Origin of the sequence: Mesorhizobium sp. B2-4-17, assembly GCF_006441275.1 — a bacterium.
Lineage (GTDB): Bacteria > Pseudomonadota > Alphaproteobacteria > Rhizobiales > Rhizobiaceae > Mesorhizobium.
Genome location: NZ_VFUX01000002.1, coordinates 265,184 through 280,290 on the forward strand (window position 1 = coordinate 265,184; position 15,107 = coordinate 280,290).

The following is a 15,107-nucleotide window of genomic DNA, read 5'->3' on the forward strand; positions in this document are numbered from 1 at the left end:
TGAAATCAGTACGGCAGTGCGATCTCCCCCCTTGAGGGGGAGATGCCCGGCAGGGCAGAGGGGGGTGTCTCGCGCTAACCTGAGCTATATTTTCCAGTGACCCAACTTGGCGCCAGCGTCACCCGCGACGGCATCCGCTTCGCCGCATGGTCCTCATCGGCCCGCCGCCTCTGGGTTTCGATCTTTGACGACCGGGGAAACCGTGAACTCGACCGGCTGGAACTGAAGCCGGAAGACGAGGGGGCCCATGCGCTCTTTGTCTCTGGCGTTGCCGCGGGCACGCGCTACGGCTTCCGTGCCGATGGCGACTATGCGCCAGAGCGGGGGCTTTGGTTCGACCCTGACAAGCTGCTGACCGATCCCTACGCTCTCGAAATCGACCGGCCTTATGCCTATCACTGGCGGCTTGCCGCGCGGCGCAATGAGGGCGCCGACACCGCGCCGCTGATGCCCAAGACCGTGGCGAAGGCCTTGCCCACGGCTATGCCCATCCTGCCGCCGCTGTTTCGTCCGGGTGGCCTGATCTACGAAGTGCCGGTGCGCGCCTTCACCAAGCTGCACCCTGAGGTGCCGGAGGCGCAGCGCGGCACCGTCGCGGCGCTCGCCCACCCGGCTGTCATCGAACATCTGCAAAGGCTTGGCGTCTCAGCCGTCGAACTGATGCCGGTGACGGCGTCGATCGATGAGCGGCATCTGCCGCCGCTGGGCCTCAGCAACGCCTGGGGCTACAACCCCGTGACCTTCATGGCGCTTGACCCGCGCCTGGCGCCCGGCGGCCTTGCGGAATTGCGCGGCACCGTCGCGGCGCTGCGTCAGGCCGGCATCGGCACCATTCTCGATCTTGTCTTCAACCATACGGGTGAAAGCGACCGGCTGGGTCCGACGCTGTCGCTGCGCGGGCTCGACAATCAGGCCTACTACCGGCATCAGCCGGATGGCAGGCTGGTCAACGACACCGGCACCGGCAACACGGTCGCGTGCGATCGTCCGGTGGTGCGGGAAATGGTGCTCGACACGCTCCGCCATTTCGTCCGCCAGGCCGGCGTCGATGGTTTTCGCTTCGACCTGGCGCCGGTGCTGGGGCGCGTCGACGGCGCGTTCGATCCCGCATCGCCGTTGCTCGGGGCGATCGCCGGAGATCCCGTCCTGGCCGATCGCGTGCTGGTCGCCGAACCCTGGGACATCGGTCCCGACGGCTACCAGCTCGGCAATTTTCCGGCGCGCTATCTGGAATGGAACGATCGTTATCGCGACGATGTCAGGCACTTTTGGCGTGGCGATGCCGGTGCGGTTGGACCGCTGGCGACGCGGCTTGCCGGCTCGTCCGATATTTTTGGCAGGACCGGCCAGCCAACCGGCCGCGCGGTCAATTTCATCGCCGCCCATGACGGCATGACACTGGCCGACATCGTCGCCTATGAGCGAAAGCACAACGCAGCCAATGGCGAGCAGAACCGCGACGGCCACAACGACAACCTGTCCTGGAACAATGGCGCCGAGGGCGAGACCGACAATGCGGCGATCACCAGGGCGCGCTTCGACGACAAGTGCGCGCTGCTTGCCACGCTTTTTGCCTCGCGCGGCACCATCATGCTCACCGCCGGCGACGAATTCGGCCGCACCCAGAAGGGCAACAACAATGCCTACGCGCAGGACAACGCCATCACCTGGCTCGACTGGGCAGGCCACGACCAGGCGTTGGAACAATACATCTCGGCGCTCGCAGCGCTGCGCCGAACTGTCCCGGCGTTGTCGGACACGCATTTCCTGACAGGAGAGCCGGCCGGTGCTCCAGGCGTTCCCGACGTCGCCTGGCTGACCGAAACCGGCGTGGCGCTTGCCGAGGCGGATTGGAGCGATCCCGCCCGGCATCGCCTCGTCATGCTGCTGGGCGATCCCGAGGGCGGCCGCTTTGCCGTCATGATCAACGGCGACCGTCGCCAATGCGTCTTCACCTTGCCTGCGCGCGACGGGTTCCAATGGCTGCCGGCGATGGAAACGCAGACGATCGACCTCGCGCGGCCGCTGCCGGGCCGCGGCGTCGGTTTCATGATTGAGCGTCGGACCGTAATGGGCCGCGCCGGGAAGGGTTCGTGATGGCCGACAACAATGCCGGGCAGGGGGCCGAATGGTGGCGGGGCTGCGTCATCTATCAGGTTTATCCGCGCTCCTTCCAGGACACGACCGGTGACGGCAGCGGCGATCTCAGGGGCATCACGGCGAGGCTTGCCCATATCGCCTCGCTCGGTGTCGATGCCGTCTGGCTATCACCCTTCTTCAAGTCGCCGATGGCCGACATGGGCTATGACGTATCGGACTATCGCGACGTCGATCCGATGTTCGGCACGCTGGACGATTTCGATGCGCTGGTTGCCGAGGCGCACCGGTTGGGCCTGAAGATCATCATCGATCAGGTGCTGTCGCACTCATCCGACAGGCACGAATGGTTTGTCGAAAGCCGAGCCAGCCGCGACAATCCCAAGGCAGACTGGTACGTCTGGGCCGATACGAAACCCGATGGCAACGCGCCCAACAACTGGCTGTCCGTCTTCGGCGGGCCGGCCTGGGAGTGGGATTCGACCCGCCGGCAATATTACATGCACAATTTCCTCGCCTCGCAGCCCGACCTGAATTTCCACAATCCGGATGTCCAGGATGCGCTGCTGGACACGGTGCGCTTCTGGCTGGAGCGTGGCGTCGACGGCTTCCGGCTGGATACGGTCAACTACTATGTCCATGACCGCTGGCTGCGCAGCAACCCGCCTCTGGCGTCGAGCGTCGCCGGCACCAATGGCGAGACCAACACCTATCTCTATCAGGAGCATCTGTTCGACAAGTCGCAGCCGGAAAACCTTGCCTTCCTGAGGCGCTTCAGGGCGCTGCTCGACGAGTATCAGGACCGCGCCGCTGTCGGTGAAATCGGCGATGAAGGACGCTCGCTGCAGACGCTGGCCGCCTACACGTCCGGCGGCGGCAAGCTGCAGATGTGCTACACTTTCGACCTGCTCGGTCCGCAGTTTTCGGCCGCGCATGTGCGCGGCAGTGTCGAGGCTTTTGAAAGCGCGGTGGCCGATGGCTGGGTCTGCTGGGCGTTCTCGAACCATGATGTGGTGCGCCATGTCAGCCGCTGGACGCGACCGGACGGCGATTCCGACACGGTGGCCAGGTTCTCGATCCTGTTGCTGTGCAGCCTGCGCGGTTCGATCTGCCTCTACCAGGGAGAGGAACTCGGGCTCGATGAGGCGGAGCTTGCCTATGAGGATCTGCGCGATCCCGTTGGCATCCGCTTCTGGCCCGGTGCGAAGGGCAGGGATGGTTGTCGCACGCCGATGGTCTGGGAGGCTGGCGCCGACAATGCTGGTTTCTCCACTGGCAAGCCCTGGTTGCCGGTGCCGGCAAGCCATCGCGCCCGTGCGGTCGATGTGCAGAACGGCGAGGAGCAATCGGTGCTGTCCGCCTACCGGTCAGCGCTCGCCTTGCGCAAGCGGCATCCGGCGCTGGTCGGCGGTTCGATCCGCTTTCTTGACGCCGAGGGCGACGTGCTCGCCTTCATCCGCGAAGGCGGCGAGGAGAGATTGCTCTGTGTCTTCAATTTCGCCGGGGAGCCGGCGAATTGGCCGGTGCCGTCGGATATTGGAACTGTTGCGGCTGTCTTGGGCGGCACCACTAACGTTGACGACAACGCGCTCGCGCTGCCGGCGCTCGGTTGCTTCCTCGGTCGGCTCGACTGATTGCGGTTCGACCGCCCTTCAAGCGACCTGCTTGGCTGCGAAAGCTCTATTGAACGAGCACCGCCCGCCCGCAGGTCGCTCCGGTGACGCGCACGTCGGCCTGGCCGACACCGACACCCAGTGCCGAAAGCACATTGTAGAGCAGGTCGTCGACCGGCGCCGTTACGGTGTTGAGCAGGCCCACCACCGCAGGTTTGACCGTTCCGATCAGTGCGGTCGCATCGATCCCGAGACCAAGCAGATTGGCGGAAAGCGACAGGTTGTTGACCAGTGAGGTGGTGAGCGACTGCGAGATGTTGCGCGTCGAAACGGTCTTGATCGTCTTGTTGGCGATGTCGGTCGCGTTGAAGGTCAGGGTCTGCGGGCTGTTGTTGGTGATCGCGGTCGCGGCCGACCCCATCACCTGGATCAGCGGGATCAACAGCAGCTTCACATCGGCGATGTCCGCATCCGTGAAGGTCTGCGGATGGCTGAAGTCGGCAAAACCAGAGGGGTTGTTGCTGTTGGCCAGGTTCAACTGGGCAATGCCAGGGTGTGCGGCGATGGAGACGTTGATGCTGGAAGGCCCTGTCGGACAGGTGATATCGGTCAGCTTGGCTTCGGCATAGGCGACTTCCACATTGAGCGGCAGATTGACGGCGACCAGGTTGATGCCGCCGGCGAGGCCGGGCGTGCCGATACCGACGGAGGCCGTGAGTTTGATGCGCGTCTGGGCGGTCCGCACGATAGTGCCGATGCCGCCGACCGCGAGCCAGGGCGAGGATTGCGCCGGCTCTCCAATGGCAATGCTGAGCTTGGTGGAGAGCAGCCCCGGTATGGTGGCGCCGAGATCGACCGCGGCCTGGTTGGTGCCGTTCGCGAGTACGGCCGCGGCGGTCAGCATTCCCATGGCGCTTGCGTCGATCCCAAGGCCGGACGGCTGTTGCCCGAGGCCGAGGCTGCCGACGGAACCAAGGTCGACAAGGCTGCTGAGCGGGATCTTGACGGTACCGGTCGATTTGGAGGCGATGATCTGCAACGCGACCTTGGCGGTATTGCCGAGGCCAGGAACATTGGCCATGGCGGTGGCGATCTGGCCGACGGTCGCTTTCGAGGCCAGGACGTCGGAGTAGGTGCCGGCCGTGATGTTCAGTTGTGTGGCGAGCGCACTGACGAAGGAAAGCACGCTGACATCGGCCGAAATCAGCCCATTATAGTCCATGACGCTGAGCGAGATGTTGCCGCCGAGAAGTCCGCTCAAAAGAGCGTTGAGGATGCCGCCGTTGACGCTGAGCAGTCGGGATCCGACCGAGAATGTCGCCTGCGGCGTCATGCTGGCGGTGGCTTGGGTGCCGATGACCGGAGTGGGCAAAAGCGAGCTGGCGAAGTAGCGGGCGGGGATTTTCGTCAACGTGACGCGCACTGCATTATAGGGTGTCACGCCGGCCTGGAAGCGCTGGCCGACATTGGCGGTTGACGAGGCATATCGGCCTTGCGTGACCGTCACCACTGTCTTATCGACAGCCGGGGGAATGGTCTGGCCCGAAGCTTGAACGACGATACCTGGCATGCCGTTGTCGGTGAGCGTGGTGACGACCGCCGTGTTGACATTGTTGATGTTCGAGGCGGCGGTGATCGCCGCCAGGTCGACCATCGCCTGGGCTTGCCGGCGCTCGGTGTAGATTGAGGCCTCATCGATGGCCACCGCGGCCAGCGCCAGCGCGACCGGTGCGCTCAATGCCGTCATGACGGCGAAGTTCGCCTTCTTGTCGGCAAGCATATGCTGGGAAAGCCGCACCACCTTCGTGCGCCGACGCAACGGCATTCAGATACCCCCAACTCTGATCGTTGACTGGCGCGTGATCGTGGTCCCCGGCATGGCTATGCCCGGGAAGAGATTCCAGATCGGCAGGTTGCGTGCATCGTACTGGATGGACACCACGAACTGGCTCCCGTCGGCGGTGCTGTCATTGGCCTGGTAGGTCAGCTTGCTGGCATCGACGAAGGGATAGCCGCCGGCGTTGTTTGTCAGGAAGCTGGCCACGAGCGTCTGCCGCTCGGTCTGGTTCAACCCGGCGATGGCCGTCCGGGCGGCGTCGGCCGCGATCTGCTGGATTGAGTTGGCGGCCCCGAAATAGATGCCGTATGCAACCATCCCGAGCAGGAGAAGGATAAAGAGCGGTGATAGCACAGCGAACTCGACTGCCGAGGTCCCCGAAGCATCTGTTCGGAACTCGCGCCATCTGACCCTGGAAATAAGCTTCTCAACCATGGTGCCGAGCATGCCAAATTTCGCATGCAGAAAGCGAAAACTCAGGGTACAACCGGCGGCTGCGCACGATTGAAAAAGCCATTTCTAATTTAGAGGTTGCTTCTGTGATTGCGGGGATTGACTTAGGGTCAATCAGTACTCGGTTGAAAAGAGCTTACCTCCTGTCTAGTCTCCTGCCACCAGCTGCCGGAGGGAACCGGCGGCACGCTCAAAGGAGCCAGGCATCGGTTCCGGGGCGTCAACACACGAAAAGGCGCGCGACGGCAGCGCCGATTGGGAGAACTTCATGCTGAAAAACATGCTGAAGGCGACAGTTTTCGCCACGACCATGGCAGTGACCGCCGGCACGTTCTACACGCCGGCATTCGCCGAAATTGTCTACAACCGAGGCACCGCTGCCGAATCCGAATCCGTCGACCCGCACAAGACCTCGACGGTCTACGAAGCCAATGTCTTGCGCGACCTGTTCCAGGGCCTCGTCATGCAGGATGAGAAGGCCAATGTCATCCCAGGCGCCGCCGAGAGCTGGACGGTATCGGATGACGGCACCGTCTACACCTTCAAGCTGCGCAAGGACGGCATGTGGTCGGATGGCAGCCCGGTGACTGCCGAGGACTTCGTCTATGCCTTCCGCAGGCTGGAGGATCCGGCCACCGGCGCCGAATATGCTTCCATGCTCTATCCCATCAAGAATGCCGAGGAGGTCAACACCAAGAAGGGCAAGCCTGAGGATATGGGCGCCAAGGCGATTGACGCAAATACGCTGGAAGTGACGCTGAAGGCGCCGACGCCCTACTTCCTGGAGATGCTGACCCACCAGGCGACCTATCCGGTCAGCAAGGCCTCCATCGAAAAGCTCGGCGCCGACTGGATCAAGCCGGGCAAGCTGGTGTCGAACGGCGCCTACACGCTGGCGGAATGGGTCCCTAACGACCACATGAAGCTGGTCAAGAATCCGAAATTCTGGGACGCGGGCAGCGTCAAGATCGACGTCGTCAACTACATTCCGACCGAAGACCGTTCTTCGGCGATGAAGCGCTTCGAGGCTGGCGAACTCGACAGCTACGACGATCTGCCGACCGAACAGCTCGCCGACCTGAAAACCAAGTTCGGCGACCAGATCCATGTCGGGCCGTATCTCGGCACCTACTATTATGCGATCAAGACCGACAAGGCGCCGTGGAACAACCCCGAGCTGCGCAACGCCATCTCGATGGCGATCGACCGTGACTTCATCGCCGAAAAGGTCTGGCAGAATTCGATGCTGCCCGGCTATTCGATGGTGCCTCCCGGCATTGAGGGCTACACGCCGGCAATGGCCAAATATGCCGACATGCCGCAGATCGATCGTGAGGACGCGGCCAAGAAAATCCTCGAGAAGCTCGGCTATACGCCCGAACATCCGCTGAAGATGGAGATCCGCTACAACACCTCGGAGAACCACAAGAACACTGCCGTCGCCATTCAGGAGCAGTTGAAGCCCCTCGGCGTCGACGTCACCTTGCTCAACACCGACACCAAGACCCACTATTCCTTCCTGGAGCAGAAGGGCGACTATGACGTGGCGCGCGCCGCCTGGATCGCCGACTACAAGGATCCGGAAACCTTCCTCGGCATCTCGCGCAAGGCGAGCGGCAACAACTATTCGAGCTACAACAGCCCGCAATACGAGGCTGCCATGGACAAGGCAGCCGCTGCCGGCGGCAAGCCTGAAGAACGCATGAAGGATCTCGCTGAAGCCGAGCGCATCCTCGTCGACGACGTCGGCCAGATTCCGCTGCTCTACTATAGCTACCACGACATCGTTTCCACGAAGCTGCACGGCTTTGTCGACAATGTGATGGACGTTCACCCGTCCCGCTTCATCAGCAAGGACTGACCTCCCAGGCCAAACCCGCCGCGCCCTTGAGTGGCGCGGCGGTGCTGGTTTGCCATCGCATCGGCCCGGGAACCGGAATCGCTTTTCGGAAAGTTCGGTGCGTAGATTTGAAAGCCGGAGTACAATCGTCCCGTTGGACGGATGTGTTCCGGATCAAGCGGGGCACCGATGCTGCGATATGTATTCCGGCGGCTCTTGACCGCCATTCCGACGCTGTTCGTTATCGTGACGATGGCGTTCTTTCTGATGCGGGTTGCGCCGGGCGGGCCATTCAACCAGGAGCGGGGACTGAGCCCCGAGATCAGGGCTAACCTTGAAGCCCAGTATGGTCTCAACGACCCGCTCTGGCTGCAATATGCGCATTATCTCGGCAATCTGCTGCGCGGTAATTTCGGCCCGAGCTACAACATGCCGGACTTCACCGTCACCGAATTGTTTGCCAAGGGCCTGCCCATTTCCGTCCAGCTCGGTGCCTCGGCGCTGATCCTGGCGCTGCTGCTCGGCAGCCTGCTCGGCACCATTGCCGCGCTCAACCAGAACAAGCTTGGCGACTATGCGGTGATTGCGTTGGCGACAGCCGGCAGCACCATTCCGACCTTCGTCATCGCGCCGGTGATCCAGCTCCTGTTCGGGCTGACCTGGAAGCTGTTGCCGATCGGCGGTTGGGGCGATGGCGCCTTCATCAACAAGGTCGGCCCGGTGCTGACGCTTGCCTTGCCGCAGATTGCCATCGTTGCCCGCCTCATGCGGGGTTCGATGATTGAATCGCTGCGGTCCCACCATATCCGAACCGCCCGCGCGCTCGGCCTTTCCGACTGGTCGGTGGTGGTCAAGCACGCGCTGCGCGGTGCCATCCTGCCGATCGTCTCCTTCACCGGGCCGGCGGCGGCAGCGCTGCTGACCGGCTCGGTCATTGTCGAGACCATCTTCTCCATTCCCGGCGTCGGCCGTTATTTCGTCGATGCCGCGCTCAACCGCGACTACACGCTGGTGATGGGGACGGTGGTGGTGATCGCCATCTTCACCATCGTCTTCAACCTGATCGTCGATGTCATGTACGCGGTCGTCGACCCAAGGGTGCGCTATGACTGACATCGCAGCCACAGCTCCCGTCGTGGTCGGCCGCTCGCTCTGGGGCGATGCCTGGGCGCGCCTGAAGGCCAATCGCGCCGCCATGTTCAGCCTCTACTACCTCGTTTTTATCGCCGCCATCAGCGTGTTCGGCCCCTGGTTCGTGCCGCACCAGTATACGACCATCTATGCCGACTATGTGCGCACGCCGCCGAGTCTTACGGCCTACCCGAAGGCCGATATGATCGAGACGGCCCTCAACGACGCGATCAAGCGCATGCGGGTCGACATCAAGGAATGGAAGCAGGATGGGGAGCGCGTCACGGTCACCGTCACCTCCACCAAACCCATCGATGATCGCAACATCCGCTACCTCGACCGCTCCGATGCCTTCGACGACACCAAGATCGAGAGCAAGTCGCCCGACGGCCTCGAAGTGGTGATGAGCACGTCGGTGAAGCAGCAATATTTTCTGTTCGGCACCGACAATACCGGCCGCGATCTTCTCTCGCGCACACTGATGGCCGGCCGCATATCGCTGGCCATCGGCCTGCTTGCTGGTGTCGTGGCGGTGGTGATCGGGGTGGTCTACGGCGCCACGGCCGGCTTTGCAGGGGGCAAGGTCGACGAGGTCATGATGCGCATCGTCGACGTGCTCTATTCCTTGCCGTTCATTTTCTTCGTCATCATGCTGGTGGTGTTCTTCGGCCGCAATTTCGTGCTGATGTTCCTGGCGGTCGGTGCGGTGCTGTGGCTCGATATGGCACGCATCGTGCGTGGCCAGGCATTGTCGATCCGACGTCAGGAATATGTCCAGGCGGCGGAGGCGATGGGCGTCGGCCACCGCGGCATCCTGCTACGCCATGTCATCCCCAATCTGCTTGGTCCGGTGGTGATCTACATGACGCTGCTGGTGCCACAGGTCATTATCCTGGAAAGCTTCCTGTCATTCCTCGGCCTTGGCATCCAGGAGCCGATGACCAGCTGGGGCGTGCTGATCTCGGTCGGTGCCAAGAACATCGGCACCGCCAACTGGCTGCTCCTGTTCCCCGCCTTCTTCCTCGTCTCGACGCTGTTCGCCCTGAATTTCGTCGGCGACGGTCTGCGCGATGCGCTCGACCCAAGGGATCGATAAAGATGGGGATCGCTGAGATGACCGCTCCTGAAACGATCCTCAGCGTCAAGGACCTGCGCGTCCGCTTTCGCACGCTGGATGGCGCCGTCGAGGCGGTGAAGGGCATCAACATTCATGTCAACGCGGGTGAGACCGTTGCCGTGGTCGGCGAATCCGGCTCCGGGAAAAGTCAGACCATGATGGCGGCGATGAGCTTGCTGGCCTCCAATGGCGAGGCGTCAGGCAGTGTCGACTATCGCGGCCGCAACCTGCTGACACTGAGCAAATCCGAGCTGAATAAGGTCAGGGGCCGCAAGATCAGCATGATCTTCCAGGAGCCGATGACCTCGCTCGATCCGCTCTATTCGATCGGCAACCAGTTGATCGAGCCGATCCGGCGGCATCGGGGCCTGAATGCCGCCGAGGCGCATGAGGAGGCGCTGAAGCTGCTGCGGCTGGTGCATATTCCGGATCCCGAGCGGCGGATGAAATCCTATCCGCACGAAATGTCCGGTGGTCAGCGCCAGCGCGTGATGATCGCCATGGCGCTCGCCAACGACCCCGACATATTGATCGCCGACGAGCCGACGACGGCCCTCGACGTGACCATCCAGGCACAGATACTGATGCTTCTGGCCGAGTTGCAGCGCAAGCTTGGCATGGCGATCGTCTTCATCACCCATGACCTTGGCATCGTCCGGCGCTTCGCCGACCGGGTCTATGTCATGCGCCAGGGCGAGGTTGTCGAGGAAGGCGAGGCGGAGGCGATCTTCGTCAACCCGCAGCATGCCTATACCAAGATGCTGCTGGCGGCCGAACCGACAGGCACCAAGGCGCCTCCGCCCGCCAATGCGCCGGTGGTCCTTGAAGGCAGGAATGTCGAAGTCACATTCAAGATCGGCGGCGGGTTTCTGGCTGGTGAACCGCTGATGCTGCGTGCGGTCGATCACATTTCGATCCGGCTGCAGCGCAACCAGACCATCGGCATCGTCGGAGAATCCGGCTCGGGCAAGTCGACGCTCGGCCGCGCCTTGCTGCGGCTGCTGCCGAGCAATGGTTTGATCCGTTTTGGCGATCGCGACATTTCCACCGCCGACCGGCAGGCAATGCGGCCGCTGCGGCGTCAGATGCAACTCGTCTTCCAGGATCCATTCGGCTCGCTATCGCCGCGCATGACGGTCGGCCAGGTCGTTACCGAAGGGCTTCTGGTGCATGAGCCGAACCTTTCGGGCAAACAGCGCGACCAGCGCGCGGTCGAGGCCTTGCGCGAGGTCGGCCTCGATCCGAACGCCCGCAACCGCTACCCGCATGAATTCTCTGGCGGGCAGCGGCAGCGCATCGCCATTGCCCGCGCCATGATCCTGAAGCCCAAAATGGTCGTACTGGATGAACCGACCTCGGCGCTCGATCGCTCGGTGCAGAAACAGATCGTCGAACTATTGCGCAAGCTGCAGGCGGACCATGAACTATCCTACCTGTTCATCAGCCACGATCTCGCCGTGGTGCGCGCCATGGCCGACTACATCATCGTCATGAAGCAAGGCAAGATCGTCGAAGAAGGGCCGACCGAGGCGATCTTCGGCAATCCGCAAGCGCCCTACACGCAGACGCTGATGAACGCCGCGATTGATGTCACACGGTTCCGGTTGAGTGCGTGAAACGTCGCGTCAGGTGAAGGCAATCATCACGGCTGTGCGCTCAGCCAACTGACCTATGGCACCTGCGCGCCCGCGCAGCGACAATGGCATCATGTTGCTGCTTCAGCCGTTCGATCCTGGCCGTCTCGCGGTTAGCGATCGCAGTCTTCACGCGCGAGCCACCCAAAAGCCAGCGTGGGACACTGCTGTTGGCGACCTTGCCGCGCGTGATCGCGGTTTGCGAGATCGCGCTGGCGGTGCTTCCCAGCGCGCTGTTGAGTTCGGTGCAGCTCATGCTGTCGTATTTCGCTGGGTTGCCGGTCCCGCCGATCGACGAGCAGCCAGTAGCAAGAAGCACCGCAACCAAAACAGTCGGTGCCGATGCTGCCGTTGAAGCCAAGTTCATGTCCGCATCCGGCTCGCCGTCTTACCGGCCCCTCATATCCATCGAACTACCTAGGGCCGATGCCCATTTCGTCAAAGCTCTGCGCCCCGCCGGGCATGGTTGCCGTCCGCTCCGGCCGTGATATGTGAACCCGTCGACCCACGGTGGCTATCGGGCCGATGCATCAATTTTTTTGGAGATTCTCATGCCGCCTCGGCGACGAAGCCGTCCAACGGCGCGCAACCACCGAGCACGGCCTGGGCGATGTCGGTCTCGGTTTCATCGACATGCGCCGTCACCAAAACAATCCCCTCGGCTGCGCTCCGATCATCCGGTTTTTTGGCAGTCGGGACGAATGCTCCTAGCAGCGCGCCAGCGCCACCGCCGCAGAGCACGCCTATTATTGCCGTTGCAGATAGTCCGGCCGGAAGCGAACTGACGCCGTAGACGGCGACAGCACTCAGGCAAGCCAGCACCCCGGCGACAGCGCCAAGGATGGCGGCCGGCGTCCTTAGGATGCCGATCTCGTCGTGGTAGGGGCCGATAATGGCAACGCGTACGCAAGGAATGCCCGCCGCCACAAGATCGCCGGCGACCCGTGCCGCTTCGGCATGGGAATCAAAAAGCCTGCTGATTGTCCGCATGGTTTCAGGGCGTTCCCTTGTCGGCCAGCGTGTCGGTAACGAAAGAAGCCGCGATCAGATCGTCGCCATCGATCCGGCCGTGACCGTCCTCGATCACGGCTGCGACCTTCTGGAAGGTCCTCATTTCACCCTCGGTAATCCGGGCCTCCCGCATCCTGTTTCTGAGCCCGGCCACGCGCATTCCCAAGGCATGGGATCTTGCAGTCTCACGGTTCGACATGTTCATCCAATTCCGCTCTTCTGATCGTGTGATCGTGTCCGCGCCCACCAACGAACTGGGACGGAGTGCAAATGTTCCCGGGGCCGGGCTTCGGTCGGTTGGGAGCAGGACCTAAGTCTGACCGCAAAACCCTATGGCCCCGTCAGGCGCACCGCCCGGAACAGCCACCGGTTGCCCTCGTTGTCCGCTGCAGAATCGTCGGAGGAAGCTGACCAGAAAAGTGTTGGCGCGTTGGTTGCTCGCACCGGTCTTCGCAATGGCCATCACCGCCATGGTGATTGGCATAGTCCTCGGCTGACCGTCCAGGCACAGCTCCGCACCCGAGGGCGACGAAAGCTGACGAAATGCGACAGAAGTGCTGCCATTGCCGCTTGCAGGAATGAAGTGTGGCGGCTATAAGCCCGCGGTCTGGTCACGGAGTGTAGCGCAGTCTGGTAGCGCACCTCGTTCGGGACGAGGGGGTCGCAGGTTCAAATCCTGCCACTCCGACCAGAAAAAACAATATGTTAGCGCATCCCGACTGTGGCGCCCACCTTATTTCCCTGGCGAAAACAAGGGCTAAGAGGTCTTGCTTCGCCGCCCACCCAAAGTCGCCTCGGCTTTTGCGAGAAGGACAAAGGCGGCGTAGCACCGCTCAATACGGGCTCGCCACATCTCCCATTTCGACATAGACAGCCTTCAACTGCGAATAAAGCGCCAGTGCCGCCAGCGAGTTCTCGCGGCCGATGCCGGACTGCTTGAAGCCGCCGAAAGGAATTTCCACCGGCGTCAGATTGTAGGCATTGATCCAGCAGGTGCCGGCCTGAAGCTCGGCGATGACGCGATGGGCGCGCGGCAGGTCGCGCGTGAACACGCCCGCGGCGAGGCCGAATTCGGTGTCGTTGGCACGGTCGATCACCTCGTCCTCGCCATCGAATTTCAGCACGCTCATCACAGGCCCGAAGATTTCCTCGCGCGCGATGCGCATCGTGTCGGTGACACCCGTAAATACCGTCGGCTCGACAAAGAAGCCGCCCTGGAAACCTTGCAAGGAAGGCACGTTGCCGCCGCAGGCGAGTGTTGCGCCGTCCTGCTTGCCGGCCTCGATATAGCCAACCACCTTCTCATGCTGCGCCCTGGATACCAGCGGACCCATCTGGGTCTCGGGGTCGAGCGGATCGCCGATACGAATCTTCTTCGTCCGCTCGACCAATCGTTCGACGAAGCGGTCATGAATGCCGCTTTGCACGAAGACTCGCGTGCCGTTGGAGCAGATCTGGCCGGTCGAATAGAAATTGCCGAGCATGGCGCCGCCGATGGCGTTCTCGATGTCGGCGTCGTCGAAGACGATCAGCGGCGACTTCCCCCCAAGCTCCATCGTCGCGTGCTTCATCTTCGAACCGGCTGATGACAACACCTTTCGGCCGGTCGGCACCGAGCCCGTCACCGAGACCTTGGCGACGACATCGTGGCCGACGAGCCCGGCGCCGACGTCGCCATAGCCCTGCACCACATTGAACAGCCCATCGGGCAGGCCGGCCTCGCTGTAGATCTCGGCCAGCGCCAACGCCGAAAGAGGGGTGTTCTCCGACGGCTTGAACACCATGGCGTTGCCCATGGCCAGCGCCGGCGCCGATTTCCAGCCGGCGATCTGGATCGGGTAATTCCAGGCGCCGATGCCGACGCAGACGCCGAGCGCCTCGCGCCGCGTATAGGCAAAGGGACCGCCAAGATCGACGGCCTCACCATTATAGGCGGCGACCGCGCCGCCGAAATATTCAAGGCAGTCCGCCGCCGAAGGCGCGTCCGCCACCAGCGTCTCCTGGATCGCCTTGCCGGTGTCGAGTGTCTCGATGCGAGCAAGATCGGCGTTGCGGGCGCGAAGAATGTCGGCGGCGCGGCGCAGGATGCGGCCGCGCTCGACCGGCTTCAGCCGCGCCCAGGCCGGCTGTGCGGCCCGTGCGGCCTCGATCGCGAGTTCCAGCACGTTCGGCGTCGCCGAACGCAGCATCGCGATGGTCTCGCCCGTTGCCGGATAGATGACCGGCAACGGCGCGCCCTGCTCGTCGTCGATATAGCGTCCGTTGACATAGTGCGATGCCGTGGGCTGGGCGCGCATGGGAGTCTCCACATTGTCTTCGCCGCAGCGCCGCGCGTCCTCCTGGACGCGCAAAGGACGCTGCAGCACCTTATTTC

The 15,107-nt window shown here is 62.8% G+C and carries 12 protein-coding genes and 1 tRNA gene; 7 read left to right on the forward strand and 6 right to left on the reverse strand.

The window, feature by feature from the left end; all coding sequences use genetic code 11:
- The first annotated feature begins 96 nt into the window (after positions 1-96).
- The gene (gene glgX, locus FJ548_RS02985; protein ID WP_140776720.1) at positions 97-2,097 is read left to right on the forward strand and encodes a glycogen debranching protein GlgX; all 2,001 of its coding nucleotides are present in this window, start codon (positions 97-99) and stop codon (positions 2,095-2,097) included.
- Positions 2,097-3,731: an alpha-glucosidase family protein gene (locus FJ548_RS02990; RefSeq protein WP_140776722.1), complete on the forward strand. Its 1,635-nt coding sequence runs from the start codon at positions 2,097-2,099 to the stop codon at positions 3,729-3,731. Before glgX ends, FJ548_RS02990 begins: the two co-directional genes overlap by 1 nt.
- Before the next feature lie 46 nt (positions 3,732-3,777).
- Here FJ548_RS02990 and FJ548_RS02995 read toward each other — a convergent pair whose 3' ends face one another.
- Together FJ548_RS02995 and FJ548_RS03000 are read right to left on the reverse strand one after the other, a co-directional pair.
- Positions 3,778-5,535, reverse strand: a complete 1,758-nt coding sequence (locus FJ548_RS02995; RefSeq protein WP_140776724.1) for a TadG family pilus assembly protein — start codon at positions 5,533-5,535, stop codon at positions 3,778-3,780.
- Positions 5,536-5,982 carry a TadE/TadG family type IV pilus assembly protein gene (locus FJ548_RS03000; protein ID WP_140776833.1) on the reverse strand — a complete coding sequence of 149 codons (447 nt, stop codon included), beginning with the start codon at positions 5,980-5,982 and terminating at the stop codon, positions 5,536-5,538.
- A gap of 286 nt (positions 5,983-6,268) precedes the next feature.
- On the opposite strand from FJ548_RS03000, the gene FJ548_RS03005 reads away from it, so the two are divergent.
- The 4 genes from FJ548_RS03005 (at position 6,269) to FJ548_RS03020 (ending at position 11,704) form a co-directional block, all read left to right on the forward strand.
- On the forward strand, positions 6,269-7,861 hold the full coding sequence (locus FJ548_RS03005) for a peptide ABC transporter substrate-binding protein (RefSeq protein WP_140610020.1): 1,593 nt from the start codon (positions 6,269-6,271) through the stop codon (positions 7,859-7,861).
- 168 nt (positions 7,862-8,029) lie between these two features.
- Positions 8,030-8,953, forward strand: coding sequence for an ABC transporter permease subunit (locus FJ548_RS03010; RefSeq protein WP_140693499.1), 924 nt, complete (start codon positions 8,030-8,032; stop codon positions 8,951-8,953).
- A complete protein-coding gene (locus FJ548_RS03015) occupies positions 8,946-10,067 on the forward strand; it encodes an ABC transporter permease subunit (RefSeq protein ID WP_140693501.1) in 1,122 nt (373 codons plus the stop codon). The genes FJ548_RS03010 and FJ548_RS03015 overlap by 8 nt, the downstream gene beginning before the upstream one ends.
- A 17-nt stretch (positions 10,068-10,084) precedes the next feature.
- Positions 10,085-11,704 carry an ABC transporter ATP-binding protein gene (locus FJ548_RS03020; protein WP_140776726.1) on the forward strand — a complete coding sequence of 540 codons (1,620 nt, stop codon included), beginning with the start codon at positions 10,085-10,087 and terminating at the stop codon, positions 11,702-11,704.
- Between the two features lie 40 nt (positions 11,705-11,744).
- Here FJ548_RS03020 and FJ548_RS30275 read toward each other — a convergent pair whose 3' ends face one another.
- The 3 genes from FJ548_RS30275 to FJ548_RS03035 form a co-directional block, all read right to left on the reverse strand.
- The gene (locus tag FJ548_RS30275; RefSeq protein WP_246678547.1) at positions 11,745-12,014 is read right to left on the reverse strand and encodes a hypothetical protein; all 270 of its coding nucleotides are present in this window, start codon (positions 12,012-12,014) and stop codon (positions 11,745-11,747) included.
- 257 nt (positions 12,015-12,271) lie between these two features.
- Positions 12,272-12,712: a hypothetical protein gene (locus FJ548_RS03030; RefSeq protein ID WP_140776730.1), complete on the reverse strand. Its 441-nt coding sequence runs from the start codon at positions 12,710-12,712 to the stop codon at positions 12,272-12,274.
- A 4-nt stretch (positions 12,713-12,716) separates the two neighbouring features.
- Positions 12,717-12,932, reverse strand: a complete 216-nt coding sequence (locus tag FJ548_RS03035) for a hypothetical protein (RefSeq protein ID WP_140693668.1) — start codon at positions 12,930-12,932, stop codon at positions 12,717-12,719.
- Positions 12,933-13,347: 415 nt separating this feature from the next.
- On the opposite strand from FJ548_RS03035, the gene FJ548_RS03040 reads away from it, so the two are divergent.
- Positions 13,348-13,424, forward strand: a tRNA-Pro gene (locus tag FJ548_RS03040).
- 142 nt (positions 13,425-13,566) lie between these two features.
- Here FJ548_RS03040 and betB read toward each other — a convergent pair.
- Positions 13,567-15,030, reverse strand: a complete 1,464-nt coding sequence (betB, locus tag FJ548_RS03045) for a betaine-aldehyde dehydrogenase (protein ID WP_140776835.1) — start codon at positions 15,028-15,030, stop codon at positions 13,567-13,569.
- Positions 15,031-15,107 lie beyond the last annotated feature (77 nt).

Coding starts and splice junctions, on each gene's coding strand:
- betB (WP_140776835.1), bottom strand. CDS start 15,030: ATGCGCGCCCAGCCCACGGCATCGCACTATGTCAACGGACGCTATATC.
- FJ548_RS02995 (WP_140776724.1), bottom strand. CDS start 5,535: ATGCCGTTGCGTCGGCGCACGAAGGTGGTGCGGCTTTCCCAGCATATG.
- FJ548_RS03005 (WP_140610020.1), top strand. CDS start 6,269: ATGCTGAAAAACATGCTGAAGGCGACAGTTTTCGCCACGACCATGGCA.
- FJ548_RS03035 (WP_140693668.1), bottom strand. CDS start 12,932: ATGTCGAACCGTGAGACTGCAAGATCCCATGCCTTGGGAATGCGCGTG.
- FJ548_RS02990 (WP_140776722.1), top strand. CDS start 2,097: ATGGCCGACAACAATGCCGGGCAGGGGGCCGAATGGTGGCGGGGCTGC.
- FJ548_RS03020 (WP_140776726.1), top strand. CDS start 10,085: ATGACCGCTCCTGAAACGATCCTCAGCGTCAAGGACCTGCGCGTCCGC.
- FJ548_RS03010 (WP_140693499.1), top strand. CDS start 8,030: ATGCTGCGATATGTATTCCGGCGGCTCTTGACCGCCATTCCGACGCTG.
- FJ548_RS03030 (WP_140776730.1), bottom strand. CDS start 12,712: ATGCGGACAATCAGCAGGCTTTTTGATTCCCATGCCGAAGCGGCACGG.
- FJ548_RS03015 (WP_140693501.1), top strand. CDS start 8,946: ATGACTGACATCGCAGCCACAGCTCCCGTCGTGGTCGGCCGCTCGCTC.
- FJ548_RS03000 (WP_140776833.1), bottom strand. CDS start 5,982: ATGGTTGAGAAGCTTATTTCCAGGGTCAGATGGCGCGAGTTCCGAACA.